The organism is Nonomuraea sp. NPDC049421 (genome assembly GCF_040677005.1).
In the GTDB taxonomy this organism is placed as follows: domain Bacteria; phylum Actinomycetota; class Actinomycetes; order Streptosporangiales; family Streptosporangiaceae; genus Nonomuraea; species Nonomuraea salmonea.
Genome location: NZ_JBFAQA010000045.1, coordinates 1 through 26,365 on the forward strand (window position 1 = coordinate 1; position 26,365 = coordinate 26,365).

Annotated in this window: 25 protein-coding genes and 1 pseudogene; 13 read left to right on the plus strand and 13 right to left on the minus strand. The window is 71.6% G+C overall.

Annotation, left to right across the window (positions count from 1 at the left end; translation table 11 throughout):
• Positions 1-182: 182 nt before the first annotated feature.
• The 4 genes from AB0K18_RS46295 (at position 183) to glyA (ending at position 4,214) form a co-directional block, all read left to right on the plus strand.
• A complete protein-coding gene (locus tag AB0K18_RS46295; protein WP_364928317.1) occupies positions 183-1,115 on the plus strand; it encodes a YihY/virulence factor BrkB family protein in 933 nt (310 codons plus the stop codon).
• A 39-nt stretch (positions 1,116-1,154) separates the two neighbouring features.
• Positions 1,155-2,534, plus strand: coding sequence for a serine/threonine-protein kinase (locus AB0K18_RS46300; protein ID WP_364928320.1), 1,380 nt, complete (start codon positions 1,155-1,157; stop codon positions 2,532-2,534).
• Positions 2,535-2,675: 141 nt separating this feature from the next.
• Positions 2,676-2,831 (plus strand): hypothetical protein, encoded by a 156-nt coding sequence (locus AB0K18_RS46305; RefSeq protein ID WP_364928324.1) that lies wholly within the window; start codon positions 2,676-2,678, stop codon positions 2,829-2,831.
• 132 nt (positions 2,832-2,963) lie between these two features.
• Positions 2,964-4,214: a serine hydroxymethyltransferase gene (gene glyA, locus AB0K18_RS46310; protein ID WP_364928328.1), complete on the plus strand. Its 1,251-nt coding sequence runs from the start codon at positions 2,964-2,966 to the stop codon at positions 4,212-4,214.
• A gap of 124 nt (positions 4,215-4,338) precedes the next feature.
• On the opposite strand, the gene AB0K18_RS46315 is transcribed toward glyA, so the two are convergent.
• Both AB0K18_RS46315 and AB0K18_RS46320 read right to left on the minus strand, forming a co-directional pair.
• The gene (locus AB0K18_RS46315) at positions 4,339-5,070 is read right to left on the minus strand and encodes a zf-HC2 domain-containing protein (RefSeq protein ID WP_364928332.1); all 732 of its coding nucleotides are present in this window, start codon (positions 5,068-5,070) and stop codon (positions 4,339-4,341) included.
• The gene (locus tag AB0K18_RS46320) at positions 5,067-5,555 is read right to left on the minus strand and encodes a sigma-70 family RNA polymerase sigma factor (RefSeq protein WP_355427814.1); all 489 of its coding nucleotides are present in this window, start codon (positions 5,553-5,555) and stop codon (positions 5,067-5,069) included. The genes AB0K18_RS46315 and AB0K18_RS46320 overlap by 4 nt, the downstream gene beginning before the upstream one ends.
• 354 nt (positions 5,556-5,909) lie before the next feature.
• Here AB0K18_RS46320 and rsgA point away from each other — a divergent pair, with 354 nt between their 5' ends.
• Positions 5,910-7,007 (plus strand): ribosome small subunit-dependent GTPase A, encoded by a 1,098-nt coding sequence (gene rsgA / locus AB0K18_RS46325; protein ID WP_364928335.1) that lies wholly within the window; start codon positions 5,910-5,912, stop codon positions 7,005-7,007.
• Between the two features lie 277 nt (positions 7,008-7,284).
• A complete protein-coding gene (locus tag AB0K18_RS46330) occupies positions 7,285-7,944 on the plus strand; it encodes a phosphoribosyltransferase family protein (RefSeq protein ID WP_364363901.1) in 660 nt (219 codons plus the stop codon).
• On the opposite strand, the gene AB0K18_RS46335 is transcribed toward AB0K18_RS46330, so the two are convergent.
• Positions 7,909-8,382 carry an ATP-binding protein gene (locus AB0K18_RS46335; RefSeq protein WP_364928338.1) on the minus strand — a complete coding sequence of 158 codons (474 nt, stop codon included), beginning with the start codon at positions 8,380-8,382 and terminating at the stop codon, positions 7,909-7,911. The two genes, AB0K18_RS46330 and AB0K18_RS46335, sit on opposite strands and share 36 nt — an antisense overlap.
• Before the next feature lie 188 nt (positions 8,383-8,570).
• Here AB0K18_RS46335 and AB0K18_RS46340 point away from each other — a divergent pair, with 188 nt between their 5' ends.
• Both AB0K18_RS46340 and AB0K18_RS46345 read left to right on the plus strand, forming a co-directional pair.
• Positions 8,571-9,395 (plus strand): helix-turn-helix transcriptional regulator, encoded by an 825-nt coding sequence (locus AB0K18_RS46340; RefSeq protein WP_364928341.1) that lies wholly within the window; start codon positions 8,571-8,573, stop codon positions 9,393-9,395.
• Between the two features lie 133 nt (positions 9,396-9,528).
• The gene (locus AB0K18_RS46345; RefSeq protein ID WP_345387214.1) at positions 9,529-9,762 is read left to right on the plus strand and encodes a DUF397 domain-containing protein; all 234 of its coding nucleotides are present in this window, start codon (positions 9,529-9,531) and stop codon (positions 9,760-9,762) included.
• A gap of 29 nt (positions 9,763-9,791) precedes the next feature.
• On the opposite strand, the gene AB0K18_RS46350 is transcribed toward AB0K18_RS46345, so the two are convergent.
• The 5 genes from AB0K18_RS46350 to AB0K18_RS46370 form a co-directional block, all read right to left on the minus strand.
• Positions 9,792-10,445 (minus strand): hypothetical protein, encoded by a 654-nt coding sequence (locus AB0K18_RS46350; RefSeq protein ID WP_364928344.1) that lies wholly within the window; start codon positions 10,443-10,445, stop codon positions 9,792-9,794.
• Between the two features lie 419 nt (positions 10,446-10,864).
• On the minus strand, positions 10,865-11,176 hold the full coding sequence (locus AB0K18_RS46355) for a WhiB family transcriptional regulator (protein WP_080036407.1): 312 nt from the start codon (positions 11,174-11,176) through the stop codon (positions 10,865-10,867).
• A gap of 100 nt (positions 11,177-11,276) precedes the next feature.
• Positions 11,277-12,146, minus strand: a complete 870-nt coding sequence (locus AB0K18_RS46360; RefSeq protein ID WP_364928347.1) for a sucrase ferredoxin — start codon at positions 12,144-12,146, stop codon at positions 11,277-11,279.
• A 101-nt stretch (positions 12,147-12,247) separates the two neighbouring features.
• A complete protein-coding gene (locus tag AB0K18_RS46365; protein WP_364928350.1) occupies positions 12,248-13,747 on the minus strand; it encodes a glycerol-3-phosphate dehydrogenase/oxidase in 1,500 nt (499 codons plus the stop codon).
• Positions 13,740-14,249 (minus strand): helix-turn-helix domain-containing protein, encoded by a 510-nt coding sequence (locus AB0K18_RS46370; protein ID WP_355427655.1) that lies wholly within the window; start codon positions 14,247-14,249, stop codon positions 13,740-13,742. The genes AB0K18_RS46365 and AB0K18_RS46370 overlap by 8 nt, the downstream gene beginning before the upstream one ends.
• Positions 14,250-14,280: 31 nt before the next feature.
• Between AB0K18_RS46370 and AB0K18_RS46375 the strand changes: the two genes are divergently transcribed.
• Entirely contained in the window at positions 14,281-15,855 is a 1,575-nt protein-coding gene (locus AB0K18_RS46375) for an FAD-binding oxidoreductase (RefSeq protein ID WP_364928496.1), read from the plus strand.
• 16 nt (positions 15,856-15,871) lie between these two features.
• Here the strand turns inward: AB0K18_RS46375 and AB0K18_RS46380 are convergent, their stop codons facing one another.
• Positions 15,872-16,240: a hypothetical protein gene (locus AB0K18_RS46380; RefSeq protein ID WP_364928353.1), complete on the minus strand. Its 369-nt coding sequence runs from the start codon at positions 16,238-16,240 to the stop codon at positions 15,872-15,874.
• A 179-nt stretch (positions 16,241-16,419) separates the two neighbouring features.
• On the opposite strand from AB0K18_RS46380, the gene AB0K18_RS46385 reads away from it, so the two are divergent.
• The 3 genes from AB0K18_RS46385 (at position 16,420) to AB0K18_RS46395 (ending at position 21,013) form a co-directional block, all read left to right on the plus strand.
• Positions 16,420-17,925, plus strand: a complete 1,506-nt coding sequence (locus AB0K18_RS46385; protein WP_364928356.1) for a metallophosphoesterase — start codon at positions 16,420-16,422, stop codon at positions 17,923-17,925.
• A 30-nt stretch (positions 17,926-17,955) separates the two neighbouring features.
• Complete coding sequence (locus AB0K18_RS46390) at positions 17,956-19,524, plus strand: bifunctional 3'-5' exonuclease/DNA polymerase (RefSeq protein WP_364928359.1); 1,569 nt, start codon at positions 17,956-17,958, stop codon at positions 19,522-19,524.
• Positions 19,525-19,615: 91 nt separating this feature from the next.
• Entirely contained in the window at positions 19,616-21,013 is a 1,398-nt protein-coding gene (locus AB0K18_RS46395) for a serine hydrolase domain-containing protein (protein ID WP_364928362.1), read from the plus strand.
• Here AB0K18_RS46395 and AB0K18_RS46400 read toward each other — a convergent pair.
• A complete protein-coding gene (locus AB0K18_RS46400) occupies positions 20,979-22,253 on the minus strand; it encodes an MFS transporter (RefSeq protein WP_364928364.1) in 1,275 nt (424 codons plus the stop codon). The two genes, AB0K18_RS46395 and AB0K18_RS46400, sit on opposite strands and share 35 nt — an antisense overlap.
• 70 nt (positions 22,254-22,323) lie before the next feature.
• The gene (locus tag AB0K18_RS46405; RefSeq protein ID WP_364928366.1) at positions 22,324-23,142 is read right to left on the minus strand and encodes an MOSC N-terminal beta barrel domain-containing protein; all 819 of its coding nucleotides are present in this window, start codon (positions 23,140-23,142) and stop codon (positions 22,324-22,326) included.
• 149 nt (positions 23,143-23,291) lie between these two features.
• Here AB0K18_RS46405 and AB0K18_RS46410 point away from each other — a divergent pair.
• Positions 23,292-24,470 (plus strand): annotated as a pseudogene (locus AB0K18_RS46410) (RNA-guided endonuclease TnpB family protein); the annotation flags it as partial.
• A gap of 47 nt (positions 24,471-24,517) precedes the next feature.
• Here AB0K18_RS46410 and AB0K18_RS46415 read toward each other — a convergent pair.
• Together AB0K18_RS46415 and AB0K18_RS46420 are read right to left on the minus strand one after the other, a co-directional pair.
• Positions 24,518-25,714 carry a Cmx/CmrA family chloramphenicol efflux MFS transporter gene (locus AB0K18_RS46415; RefSeq protein WP_364928369.1) on the minus strand — a complete coding sequence of 399 codons (1,197 nt, stop codon included), beginning with the start codon at positions 25,712-25,714 and terminating at the stop codon, positions 24,518-24,520.
• Positions 25,715-25,766: 52 nt separating this feature from the next.
• Positions 25,767-26,339 carry a TetR/AcrR family transcriptional regulator gene (locus AB0K18_RS46420; protein ID WP_364928372.1) on the minus strand — a complete coding sequence of 191 codons (573 nt, stop codon included), beginning with the start codon at positions 26,337-26,339 and terminating at the stop codon, positions 25,767-25,769.
• Positions 26,340-26,365: the final 26 nt, after the last annotated feature.

Genomic DNA, 26,365 nt, shown 5'->3' on the forward strand with positions numbered 1-26,365 from the left:
CGTCATCTGGCACAACTGGAACATCGGCGCACCCGTGAAACGATCCCTGATCGCCTACGATCACTAACCCGAATTTCACATCAACGATCTAGGGGCCAGAGCAGGGCATCGCGTATGGGGACCAGGGCAGAGGCGGGGACGTAAGCTGTTCCACAGAGTCACTGCGAATACCGTTGGGTGCCATGACGTCCACCGAAGCCCCTCCCCGGCCCAAACGAGGGCTCGTCACCCATGCCAGGGCCAGGCTGAGCTGGGTGCTCGACACCAAGTCGTGGGCGATCGTGCGCGCCGCCACGAACGCCGGCGTCACCTACCGCGTCACCGGCCTGGCCGGCGAGGCCGCGTTCTTCGCGCTGCTGTCGCTGCCGCCGTTCGTGCTGGGGCTGATCGGCGTGCTGGGCAAGCTCGGCACGTGGCTCGGCCCCGACGTCGTGGGCGAGGTGAAGGCGTGGGTGATCCAGCAGGCCGGCCTGCTGTTCACCGACGACGCGGTCAACAAGGTCATCAACCCGCTCATCACCGACGTGCTCAGCGACGACGCGGGCAAGGTGTCGATCATCTCCCTGGGCTTCCTGTTGTCGCTGTGGTCGGGCTCGCGGGCGCTCTACGTCTACGTCGATCTCATCTCGGTGGCGTACGGGCTGGGGGAGGAGCGCGGCATCATCCGCACCCGCCTCATGTCGTTCGGCCTCTACGTCGTGGGCCTCATCATCGGCATCATCGTCATGCCGATCCTCGTCGTCGGCCCGACCCTCATCAGGGACGCGCTGCCCGCCGACTACGGCGTGCTCATCGACGTGCTCTACTGGCCGGTCGTCATCGCCGGCTCGGTGCTGTTCCTGACCGTGCTCTACCACGTCAGCGTGCCGGTGCGGACGAAGTGGTACCGCGAGCTGCCCGGGGCCATCCTGGCGTTGTTCCTGTGGATCGTCTGCGCGGCCGTGCTGCGCGAGGTGCTGGCCGCCTGGTTCTCGCCCGTCTCGGTCTACGGCTCCCTGGCCGCGCCCATCGCGCTGCTGCTGTGGCTCTACATCACCGCGCTGGCCGTGCTCATCGGCGCCATCCTCAACGCGGAGGTCGACCGGCTCTGGCCGGGTGTGGGCCGGGCGAAATAGCCGTTCCGTCCCCTTGATCCGTCCGGAATAATCCCCTCGATGGAGTCGCCACAGCGGGTCGGTCCCTACACCCTCATCAGGAAGCTCGGCGAGGGCGGCATGGGCGTCGTGCACCTCGCCCATGATCCGGCGGGCCGTCCTGTCGCGCTCAAGACGATGCGCGCGGACCTCGCCGGGCAGGAGGAGTTCAGGCGCAGGTTCGGCAAGGAGAGCGAGGCGGCGCGGCGGGTCGCGAGGTTCTGCACCGCGCCCGTGCTCGACGCCGGCTTCCACGACGGCGTCGCCTACCTCGTCACCGAATACGTCGAGGGCCCCGACCTGTCGTCCGTGGTCGCGCGGGCTCCGCTGGCCGGCTCGAACCTGGAGGCGCTGGCCGTCGGCGTGGCCACCGCGCTGGCCGCCATCCACGCCGCCGGGGTGGTCCACCGCGACCTCAAGCCGTCCAACGTGCTGCTCAGCCCGCTCGGGCCGCGGGTCATCGACTTCGGCATCGCGCAGCTCGCCGACGCGCCGGGCGCGGTGGCGACGGTCGCGCGGTCGATGGGGACGCCCGCGTACATGTCTCCCGAGCAGGCCAGGGGCGAGCACGTCACGCCCGCGAGCGACGTGTTCTCCTGGGGCTCGCTGGTCGCGTACGCGGGCACCGGCAGGCCGCCCTTCGGCACCGGCGGCGTCCCCGAGGTCGTCTACCGGGTGATCAACCACGCGCCCCGGCTGGACGGGCTCGACGAGCGGGTCCGCCCGCTGGTCGAGCGGGCGCTGGACAAGGACCCGGCCCGCCGCCCGACCGCCCAGCAGCTCATCGACACGCTGCTCGGCCGCCCGCAGGTGCCGGTGGCCGCCGCCACCCAGGCCGTGTCGGAGACCTGGACGCCGGTGGTCGTCCCGCCCCCGGGACCGCCTCGGCCGCGCGAACCGGCCGCCTCCAGGCGGCTCTGGCCGACGGTCGCCGTGGGCGTGCTCGCGGCCGTCTTGGGCGCGGCCGTCACGCTCGCCGTCGTACGTCCCTGGGAGCGCCCTGACGGCCGGGAGACGGTCACCACGGTCGAGGCGCTCGGCACCAGGTTCGAGGTGAGGATCGACTCCCTGATGCGCCAGGGCCGCGCCGCCCGCCTGCAGTGGACGGTCAGGAACGTGGGCAAGGAGAACGCGCCCCTTTACAACAAGTTCGGCAGGGGCGCGCTCGACCGCACGGTGTCGCAGGTGAGCCTCATCCCGCCGGGCGTGGGCGACGCGCTCTATCCGGCCGTGGACGGCGGCGCGTGCAGGTGCGCCTCGCTCCCCACGGCGCCGTTCAACGGCGGCGACCGGCTCCAGCTCTGGGCCGTCTACGAGGGCCTGCCCGAGGACGCCGACCGGGTGGACGTCAGCCTGGGGCCGCTCGGCCTCATCAAGGACGTGGCGGTCGAGCAGGCATGATCCTGCGTTCCGCTGTCAGGGATCCGGTCATGACGCCAGAATGCATGCCGTGATGGAGCAGAACAGGCGTATCGCCCCGAGCCGGCCGCCCAGGAGGACTTCCGGCGCCGCTTCACCAGGGAGGCGGAGGCCGCGCGGCACGTGGCGAGGTTCTGCACCGCGCCCGTACTCGACGCCGGCATCGAGGGCGACATCGTCTACCTCGTCACCGTACGCGTGCCGAAGACCGCCACCACGGCCGACCTGGACATGAAGAACCTCGGGCACTACGCCGATGTGGTGATCACGAAGAGATAAGCCCTCGTCACATCCGCTATCGTCTAGGGCGAGACGCGACTGGCGCATCAGGTGGGAACGACCACCAGGGAGCGAAAGGAGCGGAGGCCGTGCGCCTGGGTCTTCGCAGATCGTCAAGATGACAGGAGAGTCATGGGTTCTCTCGCTAGCGTCGACCCGCAGATCGCCCAGCTCATCCAGGCGGAGGAGCGGCGCCAGGCCGACACCGTCAAGCTGATCGCGTCCGAGAACTACGTGTCCAAGGCCGTGCTCGAGGCCACCGGCACGGTGCTGACCAACAAATACTCCGAGGGCTACGCCGGCAAGCGCTACTACGAGGGCCAGCAGGTCATCGACCAGGTCGAGACCCTGGCCATCGAGCGCGCCAAGTCGCTGTTCGGCGTCAACCACGCCAACGTCCAGCCCTACTCGGGCTCGCCCGCCAACCTCGCCGTCTACATGGCCTTCCTGCAGCCCGGCGACACCGTGATGGGCATGGGCCTGCCGTTCGGCGGCCACCTCACCCACGGCTGGTCGGTCTCGGCCACCGGCAAGTGGTTCAACCCGGTCCGCTACGGCGTGCGCCAGGACACCGGCCGCATCGACCTCGACGAGGTGCGGCAGCTCGCGCTCGAGCACCGGCCGAAGCTGATCTTCTGCGGCGGCACCGCGATCCCGCGCACCATCGACTTCGAGGGCTTCGCCTCGATCGCCCGCGAGGTCGGCGCCGTGCTCGCGGCCGACATCGCCCACATCGCGGGCCTGGTCGCGGGCGGCGCCCACCCGTCGCCGGTCGGCCATGCCGACGTGATCTCCACGACCACGCACAAGACGCTGCGCGGCCCGCGCGGCGCGATGCTCATGGCCACGACCGACGAGCACGCCACCGCGCTCAACAAGGCCGTCTTCCCCGGCCTGCAGGGCGGCCCCCACAACCACACCACCGCCGCCATCGCGGTGGCGCTGCACGAGGCCGCCCAGCCCGCCTTCCGCGACTACGCGCACCAGATCGTGCGCAACGCCAAGGCCCTGGCGGAAGAGCTGTCCTCGCGCGGCTTCGACCTCGTCTCCGGCGGCACCGACAACCACCTCATCCTGCTTGACCTGACGCCCAAGGGCATCGGCGGCAAGCCGGCCGCGCAGGCGCTCGACCGCGCCGGGCTCGAGACCAACTACAACACGGTGCCGTTCGACCCGCGCAAGCCGTTCGACCCGTCCGGCATCCGCATCGGCACCCCTTCCGTCACCTCGCGCGGCATGGGCGAGAACGAGATGCGGCAGATCGGCGCCTGGATCGACGAGGTCGTCACGGCCGTGGCCAAGGGCGACGCCGAAGACGTCATCACCCGCGTGCACCACGAGGTCACCGAGCTGACCTCGCAGTTCCCCGCTCCCGGTCTGTAAGACCGGCCGGACGCGAAGCGCCCCGCCGCACGGGCTCCGTGCGCGGCGGGGCGCTGTCGCGAGCGGGGCCGGCCGGAGTGCCCCGTCGATCATGGGTGGTGCGTACGGCTTGCGGCGCGGCCGTTCAGGCCGGGATGGTGAGCAACCGCTTGCCCCCCGAGGTGACCACCTCGAAGTGGTCGATGTCCTTGAGCTGCGTCGCGCTGCCCCCGTGCATGTAGAGCGGGTCCGGCGACCCCGGCACTCCGTACCCGGCTGGAGGTACGGACCACCCGGTCATCACCCTGCGCTCGCCCGACTTGGCGACCGAGACCAGCTCACACTGCAGCGGCCCCTTCACCCCCGCGAGCTTCAGCGCCGCGTGCGTGCCCCACCCCTTCGACTCCACCACCAGCCCCCCGGTGACGCCGTCGACCCCCTTGCCCTGCATCGGCCGGCCCTCGGCGTAGAACTGCTCCGCCGGGCCCATGTTGGTGCCCATCCGACCGCCCTGGCCCTGCGCGAGCGGCGCCGCGTCGCCCGCGTCGAGCTGGGTGCCGATCGTCAGCCCTCCGGCGACCAGCGTGACCGCCGCCGCCATGCCGATCAGGAACGTCCCCCTGCGCGCCCGCCGGTCGGCCGCCTTCTTGCGCCGCAGCAGGCCCACCACGTCGTCCTGGCGGTCACCGGAAGGGGGGTAGGGGTCCTCGACGGGGGCGATGCCGTTGAGCGCGTTCGCCACGCCGGACAGCTCGTGCAGCTCGTACCGGCAGGAGTTGCAGCCCAGCAGGTGGGCCTCGAACGCCAGCCGGTCGTCCTCGTCCAGCAGCCCGAGCGCGTATGCGCCGACGTCGGTGTGCTCGACTCTCGAAGTCACGCCGTCACCCCCCTCTCCTCCAGTGCGATGCGGAGCGCGCGGACGGCGTAGTAGACGCGGGACTTCACGGTGCCCACGGGGATGCCGAGGGCGGCGGCCGCGTCGTTGACCGACCGGTCCCGCAGGATCGTCTCGTTGAGGATCTCGCGATGTGCCGGCGACAACGCCTTCAGCGCCTCGGACACGACCACCTGATGCAGCAGTCCCTCCATCTCGTCGGGCACGGGCAGGCTCTCCAGCGGTGCGGCACCCGACTCCTGCGGGCGGGCGTCCCTTCGCCGCCGGTCATCGATCACGATACGTCTGGCGACCGTGGCGAGCCAGGGCATCAGCGAGACCGCGTCGGGATCGAGCCGCTCCGCACTGCGCCACGCCCTGATCATCGTCTCCTGCACCACGTCTTCCGCCCACTGCCGATCGCCCGCGGTCAGCCGGATCACGAAGGCCAGCAGCGGCCTGTGGTATTCCCGGTAGAGCGCGGACACGACCACCTCGTCGTCCGGGCGTACGCGCCGGATCCAGTGGCGTAAGCGCGGCTTGCCCAACGGGGCGGCTCCCTCGGCCGAGGGCGGGGGATACGTGCTGGTTCGCATGCTTCCCCTTTCTCAGTCCGTCGGCAGGTGGTACGGCCGGCCGCCCTGACACGGTTCAACGAACGCCGGAAGATAATGCGATTGCATGGCCGGGGAGCTCTTGCGTAGAGTCGGCTCGGCAACCGATCGAGGAGGTGAGGACTATGCGGGTCACCGTCTTCAGCCTGCCTTCAGTCCACCTCCGGGCGCTCGCCTGAGCAGCCCCGTTCTTTCTCTTTCACCTTCTCGATCAAAGGTTTCACTGCGTTGTCTTACGATCTTTCTTCCTTTGGCTGGACCGACCTGCGCGCCGCCGATCTGCCCGACGGCACCGTCCCCGCCCGGGTCTCCCGGGTCGACCGCGGCGCCGCCGAGGTGATCGCCGCCGACGGGCAGCACCACGTCCGCTACGGCGCCCACGTCCGCCGGGCCTCGGCCGCCGATCCCGTCGCACTGCCCTGCGTCGGCGACTGGGTGGCGCTCACCTGGCTGCCCGAGGGCCGCTACGAGCTCGACGAGGTGCTGCCGCGCACGACCGCGTTCGTGCGGGGCGGCGTCAGCCGCGACTCCGTCGGCGGCCTGTCCGGCGACGGTCAGGGCCAGGTGCTCGCCGCCAACGTCGACATCGTCTTCGTGGCCGAGCCGTCCATGCACTCCACCGACTTCGCCGACCTCGGCCGCATCGAGCGCCTGGTCGCGCTGGCGTGGGAGTCGGGCGGCACGCCCGTCGTGCTCGTCACCAAGTCCGACCTGTTCGACGACGGCCTCGACGACCTGCTCGCCGACGTCCGCGCGGCCGCGCCTGGGGTGGCCGTGCACGCCGTGTCCTCCCTGCTGGGCGACGGTGTCGAGCTGGCCCGCGGCTACCTCGAGGGCTCGCGCACCGCCGTCATCCTCGGGCCTTCAGGGGCCGGCAAGTCCACCCTCGTCAACGCGCTGGCGGGAGACGGGGTCATGGAGACCCAGCAGGTACGCGCCGCCGACGGCCGCGGCCGGCACACCACCGTCCACCGCGAGCTGATCCCGCTGCCCGGCGGCGGGCTGGTCATCGACACGCCGGGCATCCGGCGGGTCGGCCTCTACGACATCGGGGAGGGCGTCGATCGCGTCTTCTCCGACATCGAGGACCTGGCCGCCGAGTGCCGCTTCGGCGACTGCGGCCACGACGGCGAGCCCGGCTGCGCGGTCCTGGCCGCCCTGGAACGCGGCGACCTGCCGGAACGCCGCCTGCAGAGCTGGCGCAAGCTGCAGCGCGAGGCGGTGTGGATGGCGTCGAGGACGGACGCGCGGCTGCGCAAGGAGCAGCAGAACAAGTGGAAGATCATCCACAAGGAGATGCGCCGCTCCGGCCGCAACCGCCCCTGACCGCGGAACACACCCGCCGCCCATGCGCTGATAGTCGGCTAGGGCGGCGGAGTGTCGCGCCACACTCCCGCCACTCCCTGTGAGGGGGCGGTGGAGTGTGGCGCCACACTCCCGCCACTTCGTGTGAGGGGGCGGGGGGTGTGGCGCCGTACCCCCGCCACTTCGTGTGAGGGGGGCGGGGGGTGTGGCGCCGTACCCCCCGCCACTCCGTGCGCGTGTCTCTTCCCGTCATCTCTCCTCCAGGGGAGGGGCGGCGGGGAGGGGGTAGGGGCAGGGCATGGTGGTGTTCGCAGATCGGGCGCAGGCGGGGGAGCTGCTCGCGGAGCGGCTGCAGGGCGCGCGTGATCCCGTGATCCTCGCGCTGCCGCGGGGCGGGGTGGCCGTGGCGGCGCCGATCGCGCGCCGGCTGCGTGCGCCGCTCGACGTGCTGGTGACCAGGAAGATCGGCTATCCGCCGTCCCCCGAGCTGGGGGTGGGCGCGGTGGCCGAGGGGGGCGAGCCGGTGTTCCACCGCGAGCTGCTGCGGCGGCTCGGCATGACACCCGAGTCCGTCGCGGACGTGGTGGAGCGGGAGCGGCGGGAGCTGGCCCGGAGGGTGAGCGCGTACCGGGGCGACCGGCCGCTGCCCGAGCTGGCGGGCCGTGAGGTGATCGTGGTGGACGACGGCCTGGCCACCGGCGGCACCGCGCGGGCCGCGCTCAGGGCGGTCAACGCGGCCAAGCCCGCCAAGGTCACCCTGGCCGTCCCGGTGGGCTCGCCGGACACGGTGGCGTCGATGCGCGGCGAGGCCGACGAGGTGGTGGTGCTGGCGACGCCGGTCGACTTCCGCGCGGTCGGCCAGTGGTACGAGCACTTCGAGCAGCTCGACGACGACGACGTGCTGGACCTGCTCGACGCCGCGTCAGCTGGTGATGACGGCCCAGACGAGCTTGCGTGAGCCGCCGGCCGACAACCAGCCCCACGCCGAGCAGAGGGCGTCGACGAGCCGGAGCCCTCGGCCGTACTCGGAGAAGACGTCGGGCGCCGCCGCGACCGGCACTGTACGGCTGTGGTCGGTGACGACGCAGGCGAGCTCGGCCTCGTGGGACAGCAACCGGAGCTGCGCGGCGCCGCCGCCATGGCGGATGGCGTTGGTCACCAGCTCCGACACCACCAGTTGCATGTCGAAGGCGGCTTCGAGCACGCCCCAGGTGCCGAGCGTCTGGTCGACGAAGCGGCGGGCGGTGGCCACGCACGCGGGCTCCACCGCCGAGCGGTGCTGAAAGGGGAAGACGGCGTCGCACGCGCCGGGCCGCCCGTCGACCAGGATGGACGAGAGCCATGCCGGTGGCCGTGAACCGATGGCGGCTTGCGGCCGAGCGTCGAAAGTCGTCATCCTGGCCCCCGAAGCGCGGTCTGGTGATCCAATACCCATCTTTACGGCCAGTGCTTACCGATGCAAGACTTTTCGTAGTTTACGGATGCGAATCGCATCTGCACGTGCAGGAGAGTCCGAGGAGCGGTGGAGTGAGCGCGGAGAGCACAGAGGGGCAGCTTCTCAGCCATACGCCGGGAAGCCCTACGGTGCTGCGGATCCTGCTGGGAACCCAGCTGCGCAGGCTCCGTACGGAGAAGGGTATCTCGCGGGAGGATGCCGGGTACTCGATTCGCGCATCTCATGCAAAGATCAGCCGATTGGAGCTGGGACAGGTCAGTTTCAAGCAGCGTGACGTGGCCGACCTGCTCACCCTGTACGGCGTCACCGACCCGGCCGAACGCGAGCCGCTGCTGGCCCTGGCCAAGCAGGCCAACGCCCCCGGCTGGTGGCACAAGTACGGCGACCTGCTGCCTGCCTGGTTCGAGGTCTACATCGGCCTGGAGGGCGCCGCCTCCAGCATCCGCACCTACGAGAACCAGTTCGTCCCCGGCCTGCTGCAGACCCCCGAGTACGCCAGGGCGGTGATCGAGCTGGCGCACGAGAAGGCGCCGAGGCACGAGCTCGACCGCCGGGTGACGCTGCGGATGACCCGGCAGAAGCGGCTGGAGAGCGGGCTGACCCTCTGGGCGGTGATCGACGAGGCCGTCGTGCGCCGCATGCTGGGCGGGCGGGAGGTCATGCGCGCGCAGATCGCCCATCTCCTCGACATCACCGCCGAGCGCAACGTCACCGTGCAGGTGATGCCGTTCGAGCGGGGCGGGCACGCCGCGGCCGGCGGCCCGTTCAGCATCCTGCGCTTCCCCGAACGCGAGCTGCCCGACGTCGTCTACATGGAGCAGCTCACCAGCGCCCTCTACCTGGACAAGCCGCAGGACTCCGACCACTACATGGAGGTCATGGACCGGCTGAGCGTGCAGGCCGAGGAGCCGAAGGCCACCCGGCGCTTCCTGGAGCGGCTGCTCTCCGACTGAGCCACATCTCCGTGTGATCCACTCCATATAGGCATTTTTGGTCGTCCGCTATATGGAGCTTCTCGTGTTGCCGTATCGTCACCTCGCAAACGCGGATGCACGTGCATCCGTAAGATCGCGAGGAGCCGTCCCCATGCAAGAGTTCCGGAACGGAACGCCCGCCGGCCGCCTTCCCGTCGTCTGGCGCAAGAGCAGGCGGAGCAACCCCAACGGCAACTGCGTCGAGGTCGCGAACCTGCCCACGGGGGAGATCGCCATGCGCAACTCACGCTTTCCCGACGGCCCCGCGCTGGTCTACACGCCGGCCGAGATCACCGCGTTCGTCCTGGGCGCCAAGGACGGCGAGTTCGACGACCTGATCGTCTGACGTCTCCACCTGTCACAGCCACTTTTCGGTCAGGCGGTTTCTGAGGGCGGCACGTTGTGCCAGCGCCACCGCGTCAGGCGCGGCCGTCCTGGAAGGTCGCCGCGTCCGGTAGCCCAGAGCAGGGTGGCCCAAGGGTCGCCGCCGGCCGGGGCGTCGGGGAAGAGGCGGTCGAGTACGCGCGCGCAGACATCGGCGGGCGGCGTCCATGCCAGGCCCAGCCCCTGCGCGAGGTCGTGCACGTGCACGAGGGTCTCCACCAGGCCCATCGCGCCCGCCGCCGAGGCGTCGGCGGGGCCGAAGATGTGGTGCGCGCGGGCCTGCGGCGGCGCGGTGCGCACGACCGCGACGAGCAGCGCGCCGCTGCTCTGCAGCACCTGAAGCAACCCGGTGACGCCGGCCGCGCGGTCGGCGTGCACACTGTTGCGCGGGCCGCCTGGCCTGCGGCTCTCGCCGGTGAACGGCACATAGACGTCGAGCGGCGGCACGGTCAGCCCGAGCTGCACGGCGTAGGCGAACAGATCGTCGGCCAGGTGCTCGGCCGTCTCCCAGCACGTCCATTCGAGCGAGCCCGCTCTGCCCTCCCAGGCGGCGGGCTCGCCGGCGTGCGCGAGTGTATGGACGGCCTGGGCCACGACGTCTTGCAGATCGTCGGCCCATGCGGATGCGTTATGCGAAGTCGGCATGGCCGCGAGAGTATCGGTGGCCCACGGCGGATGATGCCATGAGCAGGCAGGTTATGCGGGGGAAGATGCTGGATTGGTGCAGTGACGAAAAATGTCGGAAGCGTCGGCTAACGTGCCATTCGTGAGGACAGGGACACGAGAGGAGCGCCGACACGCATGAGAGTCCGCAGGGGCCGTGCACCACGGAGACCCCGCTCCTACGCGAAGGGCGGGACCGGCGGACGTGAGGCGTCTCCTGCCGCGGCTGGCGTCCGCGGTCGGGAAAGAGGAGATCCCCCCGCCGGACGGCGAAGGGATGCTGGTGGCCTGATCAGGCAGTTGTCCCGACCGGGTTCGCCAGAGCCTGTGCATGGGATGCCAGGCTCCGGTTCATCGGGACAACTGCGTGATCACGCGATGATGGCTGCCGGGTGTGTGTGTCAGGCGGCGGAGATGCCGGCGCTGGCCGCGCGGCGCATACGACGGCGACGCTCGCTCGCGCGCTCGTCTTCGTTGAGACCGCCCCACGTGCCGTACTTCTCGGGCCGGGACAGCGCGTAGTCAAGGCACTCGTTGCGGACAGGGCACTGGGCGCAGATCGCCTTGGCCTTCCGCTCACGTACGTCACGCTCGGGCTGCCGCTCCCCATCGGGGCCGAAGAAGAGCACGAGGTCCTCACCCCGGCACGCGGCATCATCCTGCCAACCCCAGCTGGGGCGCGGGCGGGCGAGCTGCCGACGTACCTGAGACATGAGAAAACCACCTTCGTGAGAGGTATTTCGGGATTTGAGCCGCATTGGACGCTTTTGGCGTCACTGTTCCAACGCAACCTTGGGCCGTGATGTTCCCTGATCAGGCGAGGGCGGGCGTGGCGTACCGCACAGGCGTGAGCCTGTCCAGCGAAACCAGCCGGTAGGTGGTGATCGTCTCGGCACAAGCCGTACCACACGGCGTGGTGAACGCCGATGGTTCGATCACAACCTGGAGCCGGACGTCACCGCAGCGCACGATGGCTTCAGTGACGTCGCCGTCCATCCTGGAGGATTCCACGGCCACCGCGCCGACGGAGCGCTCTCCCGTATGGGCTCGGGCGAAGTGCTCGACGGCCTGCAATGGCTCAGGGATGCCTGCGCGTCCCCGGAAACGGTCGAGGATGACCTCGCCCGACCGGTACGCGTTAGCCGCTGCCAGTGCAGCAGCCTGAGACATGCTGCCGTAGAAAATTCCGTGTGGCAAGCACACGAGGTTGGCGGCGTAGCGATCGCCGCCAACGTGTGACGTTTCCCACACTCTGTCCGGCAGTTTTTCGGCCAGGGACCGAGCGAGGGGTAGTCCAATGCGGGCGCAGCACGCATTGCGCTTGGCGTGCGTGCAGACCAGAAATACCGGCTCGTCTTCAAGTATGCAGGACTCGGGGACCACTCCGGCCACCAGCGCGTCCAGGTCAAGATCGTCAGGACCTGCGATGACGCCTGACGCGAGCCATGGGCGCTCGCCTGCGGCGTAGCCCACTAGCACACGGATCCCCTGCTCCCGCTGGCGGGTCCGCCTCCCGGGGCGGCGGATCAGCTGGGGCCTGATACCGCGTTCGAGCGCTCTGCGGACGAGTTCCGAGATTTCTTGAGGAAGTTCGAAGTTTTCCAGGCGCGAGGGCCAGGTTCCGGTGTATTCGACGAGCAGCCACAGCCGGGCGCCCACCGTGGCACTGGCCAGAGTGGGCACCTCCCCGGTGTGGCACCCGGCCGGATGCTCGCAGCCCCTTGCCAACGTCCCTACCCCTTCCGAACCGACTTAGGTAAGACTAACCTAACGGTTCGGAGGGGCTATCCGCGGGAGGCCCGGTCCACTATCTCCCGTGTCGTCGGCAGTGCCCGTTCTCTGTCCTGCCGGACGAGGCCGATCCTGGTACGGCGGTCGAGCAGGTCGCCCTCGTCGAGCGCGCCCTCGTGCAGCGCCGACCAGAGCAGGTCGCCGGCCGTCAGGCCCAGCCCGACCTCCTCCGGGTGCGCCTTGACCAGCTCGTACGCGGCCTCCGCCTCGGCGCCGTACCGCTCGGCCAGTCGCGGCGGCACCTTCTGCGGTCGTGCTCCGGCCCCCACGAGCGGGATCCGCCGCGTACGGCACCGGCGGGCCTTGAGGTTCGCGTGCGAGACCGCCTCATCCACCGCGTCCTCCGCCATCCGCCGATATGTCGTCAGCTTCCCGCCCACGACGGTCACCACGCCGTCGCCGGCGACCACCGCGTGCCGGCGCGACAGGTCGGACGTCCTGCCGTCGGCCGCCAGAAGGGGCCTGAGGCCCGCGTACGCGCCCGCGACCGCCTCCCTGGTCACCGGAGTCTCAAGCGCCCCGTTGAGCACGCTCAGCAGCGTTCTGACGTCCTCCTCGGGCGCCTCGGGTACGTCGGGCACCGGCCCGTCCACCGGCTCGTCGGTGAGCCCGACGTACGTGCGGCCGTCGGGCTGGGGGAGCACCAGCGCGAACCGGTTGCTCTCGCCGGGCAGCGGCAGGTGCAGGCCCGCGATCAGGCCGGGCAGGGCGCCGGGCGCGAGCACGAGGTGGGTGCCGCGCGACGGGCGCAGGCGTACGCGGTCGTCGAGGCCGCCCGCCCACACGCCGGTGGCGTTGACCACCACCCGCGCCCGGATCGTGAACTCCTCGCCGGTCAGCTCGTCGCGCGCCTCCGCGCCGCCGCCGGTGAGGCGCAGCGCGCGGCAGCGGGTCAGCACGCGCGCCCCGTGACCTGCGGCGGTCCGCGCGATGGCCACGACCAGGCGGGCGTCGTCGAGCAGCCGGCCGTCCCACGACAGCAGGCCCCCGCGCAGCCCGCCGTCGTCGCGCAGGACCGGCGCGAGCGTGTGGGCGCGGGCCGCGCTGAGCCGGGCGGGGCCGGGGAGCAGGCGGCGGGGCGTGCGGGCGGCGGCGCGCAGCGCGTCGCCGAGCCGGTAGCCGGTCATCACCAGGGCGGCCTGCCGGCGGGAGACGTCCTTGGTCAGCGGCAGCACGTACGGGTGCGCCCTGGCCAGGTGCGGGGCGGTCCTCCTGAGCAGGATGCCGCGCTCGACCGCGCTCTCGTACGCGACGTCCACCTGTCCCTTGGCGAGGTAGCGCAGGCCGCCGTGCACCATCTTGGAGCTCCACCTGGAGGTGCCGAAAGCCAGGTCGTGCGCGTCGATCGCCGCTACGCTCAACCCCCGGGAAGCGGCGTCCAGCGCGGCGCCCGCGCCCGTCGCGCCCAGCCCCACGACCAGCACGTCCAGCCGTTCCTCCGCGACCTCGCGCAGCTCGCGGGAGCGTCTGGCGGCGTTCAGCGAGCTATCCAAGGTAGGCCTCCAGCAGCGCGGCGAGCTCGGCGTCGAGCTCGTCCATGGTCACGGGGTCGAGCATGGTCGGCGCGGACAGCAGGAACGACTGCGCCACCAGCAGCACCGCGCGCGCCCTGCGCGGGCCGCCGGCCACCGGCTCGAGCACCTCCAGCACGGCCTCGTGACTGGCGCCGCGCCGGTCGAGCAGGTATGGCAGCAGGAGCTCGGGGTCCGCTTCCACGATCTTGCGCCACAGCGGGTGCTCGCGCAGCCCCCTGACCCCCGACACCACCGCGCGCACCGGGTCGGACAGGTCGAGCTCCGACACCACCCGTACCCACTCCCTGGTCATGAGATCGGCGACCAGCGTGCGCACGTCGGGCCAGCGACGGTAGATCGTCATCCGCGAGACGCCCGCCCGGCGCGCCACGTCGGTGAGCGTCGTCCTGCGCACCCCGTAGGCGAGCACGCAGTCGCGGGCCGCGTCCAGCACGTCGTCATTGTGACGATTCGACGTCATGTGTCACAGTGTAAACGTGACTGGAGAACCCATGCTGTGGTCGGGCTGGGGCGACCCCGCCCGAGCCCGCGAGCTGCCCGAGCCGGTCAGGAAGCTGCTGCACGACCTGCTCGGCGTCCGCGACCCCGCCACCCCCGCCGCCACCCTCGACGAGGTGCGGCTGCCGCCGGTCGCGCTGCCCGCGCCCCTGCTCGCGGCGCTCGCCGGCGTCGTCGGCGGGGCGCACGTGCTGACCGGGCACGAGGACCGCGTCCGCCACACGCGCGGCAAGTCCACCCCTGACCTGCTGCGGATGCGCGCGGGCGACGGCTCCGACGCGCCCGACGCCGTCGTGCTGCCCGGCTCGCACGACGAGGTGGCCGAGCTGCTGCGGCTGTGCTCGCGCGAGCGCGTCGCGGTCGTGCCCTTCGGCGGCGGCACCTCCGTCGTCGGCGGGCTCGCCCCAGTCGGCGGCGCGTATGGCCGGGCCCGCTTCGCGGGTGTCGTCGCGCTCGACCTGCGGCGGCTCGACCGGCTGCGCTCGGTGGACACCGAGTCGATGATCGCCGAGTTCGAGCCCGGCGTGCGCGCGCCCGACGCCGAGCGGCTGCTCGCCGCGCACGGGCTGACGCTCGGGCATTTCCCCCAGTCCTTCGAGTACGCCACGCTCGGCGGCTTCGCCGCGGCCCGCTCCAGCGGCCAGGCCTCCGCCGGGTACGGCCGCTTCGACGACATGGTCGCCGGGCTTACCCTGGCCACGCCCGCCGGCGACCTCGAACTCGGCCGCGCCCCCAAGTCGGCGGCCGGGCCCGACCTGCGCCAGCTCGTGCTCGGGTCGGAGGGCGCGTTCGGCGTCATCACCGCGCTGCGGCTGCGGGTGCGCCGCGCGCCCGCGGAGCGGCGCTACGAGGGGTGGCGCTTCCCGACGTTCGCGGCCGGGTCGGCCGCCGCGCGGGCGCTGGCCCAGGAGGGGCCGCTGCCGACCGTGCTGCGGCTGTCGGACGAGACCGAGACGATGATCGGCCTGGCCGACCCCGGCGCCATCGGCTCGGGCGGTCCCGGCGGCTGCCTCATGATCACCGGGTACGAGGGCGCCCGGGTGGAGCCGCGCCGGACGGAGGCGTCCGCCGTGCTCGCGCGGCTGGGCGGCGAGCCCCTGGGCGAAGGGCCAGGGCAGGCGTGGGAGCACGGGCGGTTCTCGGCGCCGTACCTGCGCGACTCGCTGCTCGCGGCCGGCGCCACCGTCGAGACGCTGGAGACGGCCGGCTTCTGGGCGAACCTGCCGCGCCTCTACGACGCCGTCAGGCTCGCCTTGCTCGGCGCGCTCGGCTCGCCGCTGGTGCTGTGCCACATCTCCCACGTGTACGAGACCGGCGCCTGCCTCTACTTCACTGTCGTGGTCGCGCAGGACGGTGAGCCGGTGGCGCAGTGGGAGCGGGCCAAGGAGGCGGTGAACGCGGCCGTCGTCGAGGCCGGCGGCACGATCACGCACCACCATGGGGTCGGGCGTGACCACCTGGAGGCGTACGGGCGGGAGATCGGCCCCGTCGGGGTGGGCATCCTGCGCGCGGTGAAGGCGTCGGTCGATCCTGAGGGCGTGCTCAACCCCGGCGTGCTAATCCCCTGAGCCCGGCTCCGGAGGGTCAGTCCTCGTCCGGGGGGACCGCGTCGGCCTCGGCCAGGGCGGCGGCGGCGTCGCTGTAGCGGTGCAGGGCCTCCTGGACGGAGGCGAGCGTGTGCAGGCAGACCACCAGGGAGCCGCCGCCGATCGACCGGCTGACCGCCACCGCCTCCTGGGCCAGGGGCAGCGCCTCCGTGGACCGGCCCCACGCGAGCAGGTGCCTGGCGGTCGTGCGCAGGCAGCGGGCCAGCAGCTCGGTGTGCTCGCGCGGCGCCCGCCCGGCCAGGGCCCTGCTGCGCGCGATCGCCTCCATGAAACCGTTGAGCGCGGCGCTCCTGCTCCAGCGCGGCCGGGTCTGGGCGAATGCCAGCAAACCCTCGATGGCTCCCACTTCGGAAGTGCCTTTTCGGGTCGCGTCATCCGGGCCGTTACGGCTCATGGGAGCCTCCCCTCGGGCGATCCCAACCGCTTGCTTGGGGGAGGAGGCTACACCATTGCGAACCTTCTGTGTTCCTCACGGTACGGAGCGTTCAGGATGCATGAAAGGTAGATCGCGGTAAAGATGTTGTCATGGTGGAAGTAGCGGCTGAGCGGGGAAAGCAGCTTTCGTCACGCGTGTCGGAGGAGGGCGCGGGCTGGGCCTGCGCGCAGATCGGGACATTCGAGCAGCTCAGACCTCATCGTCAGGGGTTCAGCTGGCTCAATCCGGCGACGTTGTGGCGCTCGCGTAACGAGGTGCTGGCGACGTTGTTCGGTGATCCTTCCGGGCAGGTGCGCGAGCGGTGGGTGAAGGCACAGGAAGCGCGCGGGATTGATCGGGAATTTCGCATCAAGCCGCCCGTCGGGGGAAATTTCAGTTTCCTGTTACTCGGCGATACCGGTGAGGGGGACGCGTCCCAGTACGCCGTTGTTCCCGGCATGCTGAAACTCGGCGAGGACACCGCGTTCGCCGTCATCGCCAGTGACGTCATCTATCCCACCGGATCGGGCAACGAGTACGGCGACAAGTTCTTCCGCCCGTACCAGGAGTACGACGCCCCGATCTACGCGATCCCCGGCAATCACGACTGGTACGACGGGCTCGGCGGCTTCATGCGGGTCTTCTGCGACGCGCCGCCGCTCAAGCCCACCCCTGACCGAGGGCTGCGCGGGCTGCTGTGGCGCAAGCCGGAGACCATCGACGAGGACCGCCTGGCCGAGGCGCGCGCGCTGCGCGGCAGGCCGTCGCAGCAGGCCAAGGGGCCGGCCGCGCAGCCGGGCCCCTACTGGGCGATCGAGAGCGAGAGCCTGCTCATCGTGGGCGTGGACACCGGCATCAGGAACGTCATCGACCGCGACCAGACCGCGTGGCTGCGCCGCGTCTCGCTCGACCCCCGGCCGAAGATCCTGGTGACCGGCAAGCCCATCTACACCGGCAACGAGTACAAGCCGTCGCCGCTGGAGGAGGGCGGCACGATCGACGACATCGTGCGCGACCCGGCCCACCGCTACGTCGCGGCCATCGGCGGCGACGTGCACAACTACCAGCGCTACCCGGTCGAGCTGGACGACGGCCGGGTGATCCAGTACATCGTCTCCGGTGGCGGCGGCGCGTTCATGCACGCCACGCACACCATCGAGCGGGTGGACGTGAAGGGCGTGCACGAGGACGCCTTCAGGTGCTACCCGCTGCGCGGCGACTCGCTGTCGTTCTACAGCCAGCTCTACGCCAAGCGGCTGCGCATGCGCTGGCTCTGCCTCACGCCGGCCGAGGCCGCCTGCGTCATGACCGAGCGCATCAAGAACGAGCCGGTCAGGACGCCGGCCGGGCCGGTGCGCATCACCCTGCGGATGCGCTGGGCGGCGCGGCTGCTCGGCGCCTGGCCGTGGCCGCTGCGGCTGCCCGTCGACCGGGTGTTCCACCGCTATCTCTCCGAGCTGTCCGACTGGGACACGCCGCCGTTCTTCAAGCAGTTCCTGCACGCCACGGTGACACCGCAGGAGCTGACGCTGCGCTGCTTCGCCGCCACCGGCTGCCTGGGCCAGGAGCTGAACCCGCCGCTCGAGGACGAGGTCCGCATCGACCTGACGCGGTAATTGTCGGAGCCGTTTGGCACCCTTGGTCACGTGTACGTGGTGGTCGCGGGCGAGACGGTGCTGCCGGTCGGCGGCGCGCCGAGCCGTCCGGCCGGCCTGGCGGAGGCGGTGCGCGAGCTGGAGGCCGGCCAGGCGCCCCGGTGGGTGTGGGCCGACACGCGCGAGGCGTACCCTCCGCTGATGGAGAAGGGCCTGCGGGTCGCGCGCTGCCACGACCTCGCGCTGACCGAGGGCCTGCTGCTCGCCTACGAGGGCCGCCACCGCGAGCCGCGCTCGGCCAGGGCCGCCCACGCCAGGCTGCACGGCCTGCCGGTGCCCGACGAGCGGCCCAGCGAGCCGGGCACGCTGTTCGCGCCCGAGCCGCCCTCCGCCGGGCTGGTCGCCGAGGTGCTCGACGACCAGCTGCGCCGCATCGCCGCGCTGCCCGAGCCGGGCCGCTTCCGGCTGCTGGTGGCGGCCGAGTCGGCGGGCGCGCTGGTGGCGGCCGAGATGACGCACGAGGGCATGCCGTGGCGCAAAGACGTGCACGACGCGCTGCTGACCGAGCTGCTCGGGCCGCGTCCCGTCCACGGCATGCGGCCGGCCAAGCTGCAGACGCTGGCCGACGAGGTGGCGGCGGCGTTCGGCCATCCGGTCAATCCCGACTCCGCGCAGCAGATCGTCAAGGCGTTCAAGGGCGCGGGGGTGTCGCTGAAGACGACCCGGCAGTGGGAGCTGAAGCAGATCGAGCATCCCGCCGTGGCGCCGCTGCTGGCGTACAAAGAGCTGGCGCGGCTGCACAGCGCCCATGGGTGGGCATGGGCCGATCAGTGGGTGCACGGCGGGCGGTTCCGTCCCGAATATGTGGTCGGCGGCGTGGTGTCGGGGCGGTGGGCCACCAACGGCGGCGGTGCGCTGCAGATCCCGAAGGTGATGCGGCAGGCCGTGCTGGCCGACGACGGGTGGGTGCTGGTCGTGGCCGACGCCGCCCAGCTCGAGCCGCGGGTGCTCGCCGCGATGGCCGGTGACGGGCGGCTGGCCGAGGCGGCGGGGGAGATCGACCTCTACTCCGCGCTCGCGCGGTCGTTCGGCGGCGAGCGGGCCAACGCCAAGATCGCGATGCTGTCCGCCATGTACGGCGGCACCAGCGGCGACGCCTCGCGGCTGCTGGCCGTGCTGCGGCAGCGCTTCCCCAAGGCGTACCAGTTCGTCGAAGACGCGGCCAAGGCGGGGGAGGAGGGGCGGACCGTACGCACCTGGCTGGGCCGCACCAGCCCGCCGCCGTCCGAGCGGTGGAAGGAGCTGGTGTCCGGGCCCGAGGGCGTGCGGGCCGCCCGCGACCGCGGCCGCTTCACCCGCAACTTCGTGGTGCAGGGCACGGCCGCCGAGTGGGCGCTCGCGCTGCTGGCCGTGCTGCGCGGGCGGCTGCCCGAGCCGGCCAGGCTGGTGTTCTTCCAGCACGACGAGGTGATGGTGCACTGCCCCGCCGAGCAGGCCGAGGAGGTGACGGCGGCGATCGCCGCCGCGGCGGCAGAGGCGACCCGGTTGCTGTTCGGGCACACGCCGGTGCGCTTCCCGATGGAGACGGTCGCGGTCGGCTGCTACGCCGACGCCAAATAGCACGACTACGGTTCCCCGCTACGGTTTCCCGTAACGAACGCGGCGGTTTCTCACCATGGTGGGAGACAAGGGGCCTCCGTAGCGTCGGCAGGTGCTCAAAACCGTGCTCACCGCCCTCTGCCTCACCTTCGTCCCCGTCACCTCGGTCCCAGGGCCGGTCCCAGGGTCGGTCGACGCCTACGTCGAGCGCTACCGGGAGGCCACCGGCCTGCCTGGCGTCGCGGTGGCGATCACCAGGAAGGGCGAGGTCGTCCACGCCGCCGGGTACGGGGAGACCGCCACGGGCGAGCCTGTCACCGCCGCCACCCCCATGGCGGTGGCCTCGGTCAGCAAGTCCTTCACCGCCCTGGCCGTCCTGCGGCTGGCCGAGCGGGGCAAGCTGGCCCTCGACCAGCCGGTGCGCCGCTATCTGCCCGAGTTCACGATGGCCGACCCCAGGGCCGGGAAGATCACCGTACGGATGCTGCTCGACCAGACCTCGGGCATGGCCGACGCGGCCTTCCGCGAGAAGAGCCTGCCGCAACCGGACACGCTGCGCGGCGCCGTCGCCAGGCTCAGGACGGCGAAGCTCGCCGCGGACCCCGGCACCACCTTCAGCTACCACAACACCAACTACCAGGTCGCCGCGCGGCTGGTGGAAGTGGTCGGCGGCCGGCCGTTCGCGGATCATCTCGCCGCGCACGTCTTCGAGCCCCTCGGCATGCGCCACACCACGACGATCGACACCGACCGGGACCTGCCCGGCACCGCTCGCGGCCACCTGTACGTCCTCGGCCGGGCCGTCGCCCTGCCGGAGCCCGCGGGCTTCGGCAACGGCTCCGGCGGCGTCATCAGCACCGCCGGCGACATGGCCAGGTGGCTGATCGCGCAGAACGCCGGCCTGCCGGGGCTGCTGTCCCCGCAGGGCGTCAGGGAGATGCGTACGGGCTCCGAGCCGAACAGGGACTACGCACTCGGCTGGCGGCTCGGCACGACGGACGGAGGCACCCCCGTGCTCGAACACGGGGGAGACCTGTTCACCTCCACCGCCTACCAGGTGGTGATGCCGGGCTCGGGATATGGGGTCGCCGTCATGGCCAACACCGGGATGGCCTTCTCCGACGCGGAGACCCTCATGAGGGGCCTGGTCGCCCTCGTCGAGGGCGGCACCCCGCAGGCGCCCGGCGGCCGGCCGATGCTCCTCACCGACGTGCTCTTCGCGCTGCTGACCCTGGCGACCGTCGTCCTGGCGGCACGTGGCACCGTACGCGCCCGGGGCTGGGCCGCGCGCCGCAGGGGGTGGCAGCGGTGGCGGCTGGTGCCGTACCTGGCCCCGCTCGTGCTGTGCGCGACGCTGGAGCCGGTGCACCGCTTCCTGGCCCGGGGGCGCGACGCCGCGTTCGTCCAGCTCGCCTACCTCTATCCGACGTTCGTGATCTGGCTGGTGACCGCCGCCGCAGCGGGGCTCACCGTGATCACCGCTCGCCTGTGGAGCGGCGCCAGACGGTGACCAGCCAGAGGCCGGACACGGCGACCATGACGCCGACCACCAGGCCGAGCACGCCGTAGCCGAGCAGGCCGACGATGGCGCCCGCGATGATGGTGCCGGTGGCGCCGCAGACGTTCATCAGCAGGTCGGACAGGCCCTGGACGGCGGTCCGCCGCTCCAGCGGCACCGACTCGGTGACCAGCGCCGAGCCGGCCACGAGGCCGCACGACCAGCCGAGGCCGAGCAGCACCAGCGCCGCCGTCACCTGCCACACCCGGTGCCCCGCGGTGCCGGCCAGGGCGGCGGCGCTCAGCAGCAGGCCCATGCCGAGCACCAGCACCGGCAGCTTGCCCGCCTTGTCGGCCAGCCAGCCGACGACCGGTGACAGCACGTACATGCCGGCGATGTGCAGGCTGATGACCAGGCCGATGACGTCGAGGTTCGAGCCGTCGTGGTGCAGTTTGACCGGGGTCATGGACATGACCGACACCATGGCCGTGTGGCTGACCGCGATCATGACGAGGGCGTGGCGGGCCATCGGGGTGGTGCGCAGGGTCTGCAGGGCGGTGCGGATCGTGCCCCGGCGTCCCCTGCTCTCCTCACGGGTGCCGTGCACCTCGCGGGCCAGCATGAGCGGGTCGGGCCGCAGGAGGACGAGGATGACGAGCAGCGCCAGGCCGAAGGCCAGCGCCGCGAACGCGAACGGCCCCGCCTTCTCCACCAGCCCGAGCCGCATGCCGATCTGGTCGGCGGGCCTGGCGAGGTTGGGTCCCGCGACGGAGCCGATCGTGGAGGCCCACACGACCAGCGACAGGTGCCGGGCCGAGCGGTCGCGGGGCGACAGGTCGGTGGCCGAGTAGCGGGCCGCCAGGCTGCCCGCGCTGCCGCCGCCGACCAGGACGAGCCCGGCCAGCAGCAGTGGCCACGTGCCCAGGCTGATCGCCAGCACGCAGACCAGGCAGCCGGCGAGCGCGGCGACGTACGCCAGCGACAGGCCCGCCCGCCGCCCGCCGCTGCCCGCTGCCCTGGCGGTGGGCAGCGCGAGCAGCGCCGCGCCGAGCACCGTGGCCGTGCCGGCGAAGCCGCTGATCACCGTCGACCTGGACAGCTCGTCCACGACGACGGAGCTGAGCGCCAGCCCGACGGCGACGCCCACGCCGCCCACGATCTGCGCCGCGGACAGCACCGCGAGCGTGCGGCGCTGGACCCGGGCGATCCGGTCAGGAGGGGATGAGGCGGACTGTGTGGGGGCACTGGTCACCCGTGAAGTCTCGCATAACCCCTAACAACACCTCATAGAGGACAGTGCGCCTCTTACCGGGTGAGCCGGGTCAGAGGATGGTGACGGGGTCGCCTACGGCGATGCGGCCGGGGGCGTCGGGGATGAGGTTGACGCCGAACCAGGTCTTCCCCTCGCGCTTGCGGTAGCGCGACAGCGTCCTGATGGGCTCCTTCCCCTTCTCGTACGTGTCGGGGTCGATGGTCGTCAGCACGCACCGCGCGCACCCCTTGGCGACCCTGAACTCCACCTCGCCGATCCGCAGCCGCTTCCACTCGTCCTCGGCGAACGGCTCCGACGGCACGCCGTCGACCACCACGTTCGGCCGGAACCTGCGCATGGGCAGCGGCGCGGGCGGCTCGGCGCCGCGTTCGAGCGTGTCCTCGGCGATCCAGTCGTTGAGCCGGGCGAGCGAGGCCGCCGAGGCCAGCAGCAGCGGGTAGCCGTCGGCCAGGCTGACCCGGTCGTCAGGCCGCCCGTACGCGGGGTCGACGGGCCGCCGCCTGGGGTCGTCCAGCCACTTCAGCCGCACCGGCCGCCCCACCAGCGAGGTCAGCCACGCGGCGGCGGCGTCGCCGCAGTCGGTGAGCTCGATCTCGCCGCCCCACAAGGTGACGGGGGACAGCCGGGCGGAGGGGGCCACCCGCAGCGGCTCGGCGTGCGGGCCGGTCAGCGTCAGCGTGTCGCCGTCGAGCATGGGGACGACGGCCAGCAGCCGGGGCTCGACGCGGGCGGTCAAGGTGCGGCCCTGCTCGTCGGCCACGAGGTAGCGGCGGTCGCCGGCCAGCCCCCACGGCAGCACGTCGGCCTCGCTCACCTCATGGCCCGTGGTGGATTTGACCGGGTAGTACGAGATGCTCGCCAACTTCATCAGATACCTCCGTGGAAACCCCGCCTTCAGGCGGGGAAGGAATCGGACCCCTGCGGAGCAGGACAGGGGCAGCCGATTCGCCGTCAGGTGAACCGGCGTATCGAACACACGCGCGACATTTGGTTGATCGTTTCGGTAGCATGTGAGGCGTGGCGCAGATCGTGAAGCGGGCCTACAAGTACCGCTTCCATCCGACTCCCGAGCCGGCCGGCGAGCTTGCCCGGACGTTCGGCTGCGTCCGCTTCGTCTACAACAAGGCACTGGAGGAGCGCACTCGCGCCTACCGGCTGGAGGGCCGCGGTGTCTCCTACGTGGAGTCTTCTGCGCGGCTGACGGAGTGGAAGCGCAGCGGCGAGTTCGACTTCCTGTCGGAGGTGTCGTCGGTCCCTCTTCAGCAGGCGTTGCGGCATCTTCAGGCGGCGTTCGCGAGCTTCTTCGCCAGGCGCGCCAGATACCCCACGTTCAAGTCCCGCAAGAGGTCCCGGGCGTCGGCGGAGTACACGCGTTCGGCGTTCCGCTGGCGTGACGGCGCCTTGACGCTGGCGAAGATGGACACGCCGCCGGCCATCGTGTGGTCGCGTCCGCTGCCGGAGGGTGCGCGGCCGTCCACGGTCACCGTGTCCCGCGACGGCGCGGGGCGCTGGTTCGTGTCCCTCCTGGTCGAGGAGAAGATCAGCCCGCTGCCGCCTGCCGGGCGGAGCGTCGGTGTGGACGCCGGCATCACCGCGCTGGCGACGCTCTCGACCGGCGAGAAGATCGTCAACCCCAAGCATGAGCGCGCCGATCGGCGCAAGCTGGCCAAGGCTCAGCGGGCTCTGGCCCGTAAGGCCAAGGGGTCGAACAACCGGGCCAAGGCCCGGGCCAGGGTCGCCGGGGTGTACGCCCGGATCGCCGACCGCAGAAGAGATCACCTGCACAAGGTCACGACACGGCTTGTTCGCGATAATCAAGTGATCGCCGTGGAAGACCTGACCGTCCGCACCATGGTCAAGAACCGTAGTCTGGCTCGCGCCATCTGCGACGCCTCGTGGCGCCAGATGCGCGGCATGCTGGAGTACAAGGCGCGATGGTACGGGCGGACCGTGGTGGCGGTCGACCGCTGGTTCCCGTCGTCGAAGCTGTGCTCGGCGTGCGGCGCCCTGCGGGAGAAGATGCCGCTGAACATCCGCGAATGGGCATGCGCCTGCGGCGCGGTCCACGACCGGGACGTCAACGCGGCCAAGAACGTGCTCGCCGCCGGGCCGGCGGAGAGCTGAAACGCCTGTGGAGCGGGTGTAAGACCTCAACGAGAGTCCTCTCGGACAGGGCGACCGGCTGTGAAGCAGGAAGCCTCACGGGCGACCGTGGGAATCCCCCTCTCACGAGGGGAAGGATGTCAAACGGCAGACCGTATCTCCACTTCGGGGGTTTTCCGAAGGGGATGTCCGCCGCGCTCCAGGGCCGCCGACAGCGCTGCGGCGGCCAGCGCGACGACCCCGATCGCGACGCCGGTCCAGGCCACGGAGGCGTAGCCGAGGTCGGCGCCGATCACCAGGCCGCCCACCCAGGGGCCGACGGTGATGCCGACGTTGAAGGCGGCCACGTTGAAGGCGGCGGCCAGCGTGGGGGCGTCCTTGGCGAGGGCGAAGGGGCGGGCGTTCAGCGCCGGGTTGGTGCCGAAGCCGAACGCGCCCAGCAGGAAGATCAGCGGGATGGCCAGCACGGCGACCTCGGCCGACAACGCGAGGGCGGCCGAAGTGAGCACGAGACCGACGACGCCGATGAACAGCAGCGGGAACGGCCGCGCGTCGCCGATCCTGCCGCCGATGGTGATGCCGATGAGGGAGCCGGCGCCGTACAGGGCGAGGACGGCGGGCACCCAGGGCTCGTCGAGGCCGGTGACGCCGGTCAGCAGCGGGCTCAGGTAGCTGAAGGTGGCGAGCAGCGCGCCGGTGGTCAGGGCGGTGACGCCGTACGCGAGCCACAGCCGCGGCCGGGCGATCGCGCGCAGCTCGGTGGTCACGCTCGGCGCGCCCTCCCTCTTGGGACGGCCGCCGGGGATGGTGGCCAGCACGCCGATCGCCGACAGCGCCGACAGCCCGGCGACCGCCCAGAACGCCGCCCGCCAGCCCAGGTGCTGGCCGATCACCGTGCCCGCGGCCAGGCCGAGGATGGTGGCCACGGTGAGCCCGCCCGCGAGCACGCTCATCGCCTTGGCACGGGCGTTGACGGGCACCAGGCCGATCGCGGTGGCGGCGGCCACGGCCCAGAAGCCCGCGTACACGAAGGCGCCCACCACGCGGGTGGCGAACAACACGGCGTAGTCGGCTGTCAGCGCGCCCGCCACGTGCGACAACGCGAAGATCGCCAGGAACGACAGCAACACCGTACGCCGGGGCAGCCGGATCGTCGCCACGGCCAGCAGGGGCGCGCCCACCAGCATGCCCAGGGCGAACGCGGAGATCAGCAGGCCCGCGTCGGGGATGGACACGCCGAGGTCGGCGGCCATGCCGGGCAGCAGCCCGGCCAGCATCAGCTCCGACGTGCCCTGCGCGAAGATCGACAGGCCGAGGATGTAGACCGCCAAGGGCATGGCGGGCCTCCTTGTTTTAGATTGATCAGTACAAAATTCGGGCATGAAGCGATCAGAACACGGTCAGCGCGACGTTCGCGATCGACTCGAGCGCCGCCCGGTCCGCGCCGCCCCGCTCGGCCACCCGCAGGCCGTTGACCGTGGCGGCGACGAACCTGGCCAGGGCCAGCGGGTCGTGCTCTGAGCCGAGCTCGCCCCGGGTGCGCGCGGCCTCGATGCCGGTCCTCAGCAGCTCGATGCGTTTCGCCTCGTCGCGGCGGAGCACCTCGGCGATCGCCGAGTCGTGGGGCGCCAGCTCGATGCTGGCGTTGACCACCATGCAGCCGGCCGGTTCTTCGGGATCGGGCTCGACCGCCCACCACAGGACGGTCCTGACCTTCTCCTTGATGGGCAGGTCGGCGTCCATCAGCTCGGCGAGCGAACCGTTGTGCACGTCCATGTAGTGGCGCAGCGCCCGCTCGAACAGGTCGTGCTTGCTCGCGAACGTGTTGTAGATGCTGCTGCGGCCGAGGCCGGTCGCGGCGCACAGGTCCTGCGTCGAGGTGGCCTCGTAGCCCGCGTCCCAGAACGCGCGCATGGCCGCCTCGACCGCCCTGTCCTCCTCGAACTTCCTCGGCCGTGCCATGACCGGCACGCTACCGTTTTGGAACG

Bases quoted from the DNA above. Each gene is read 5' to 3' on its own strand.
- AB0K18_RS46420 (WP_364928372.1), bottom strand. From the start codon at position 26,339: ATGGCACGGCCGAGGAAGTTCGAGGAGGACAGGGCGGTCGAGGCGGCC.
- AB0K18_RS46295 (WP_364928317.1), top strand. From the start codon at position 183: ATGACGTCCACCGAAGCCCCTCCCCGGCCCAAACGAGGGCTCGTCACC.
- AB0K18_RS46355 (WP_080036407.1), bottom strand. From the start codon at position 11,176: ATGTCTCAGGTACGTCGGCAGCTCGCCCGCCCGCGCCCCAGCTGGGGT.
- AB0K18_RS46345 (WP_345387214.1), top strand. From the start codon at position 9,529: ATGCAAGAGTTCCGGAACGGAACGCCCGCCGGCCGCCTTCCCGTCGTC.
- AB0K18_RS46350 (WP_364928344.1), bottom strand. From the start codon at position 10,445: ATGCCGACTTCGCATAACGCATCCGCATGGGCCGACGATCTGCAAGAC.
- AB0K18_RS46330 (WP_364363901.1), top strand. From the start codon at position 7,285: ATGGTGGTGTTCGCAGATCGGGCGCAGGCGGGGGAGCTGCTCGCGGAG.
- AB0K18_RS46405 (WP_364928366.1), bottom strand. From the start codon at position 23,142: ATGAAGTTGGCGAGCATCTCGTACTACCCGGTCAAATCCACCACGGGC.
- AB0K18_RS46370 (WP_355427655.1), bottom strand. From the start codon at position 14,249: ATGACGTCGAATCGTCACAATGACGACGTGCTGGACGCGGCCCGCGAC.
- AB0K18_RS46375 (WP_364928496.1), top strand. From the start codon at position 14,281: ATGCTGTGGTCGGGCTGGGGCGACCCCGCCCGAGCCCGCGAGCTGCCC.
- glyA (WP_364928328.1), top strand. From the start codon at position 2,964: ATGGGTTCTCTCGCTAGCGTCGACCCGCAGATCGCCCAGCTCATCCAG.
- AB0K18_RS46385 (WP_364928356.1), top strand. From the start codon at position 16,420: ATGGTGGAAGTAGCGGCTGAGCGGGGAAAGCAGCTTTCGTCACGCGTG.
- AB0K18_RS46335 (WP_364928338.1), bottom strand. From the start codon at position 8,382: ATGACGACTTTCGACGCTCGGCCGCAAGCCGCCATCGGTTCACGGCCA.
- AB0K18_RS46415 (WP_364928369.1), bottom strand. From the start codon at position 25,714: ATGCCCTTGGCGGTCTACATCCTCGGCCTGTCGATCTTCGCGCAGGGC.
- AB0K18_RS46300 (WP_364928320.1), top strand. From the start codon at position 1,155: ATGGAGTCGCCACAGCGGGTCGGTCCCTACACCCTCATCAGGAAGCTC.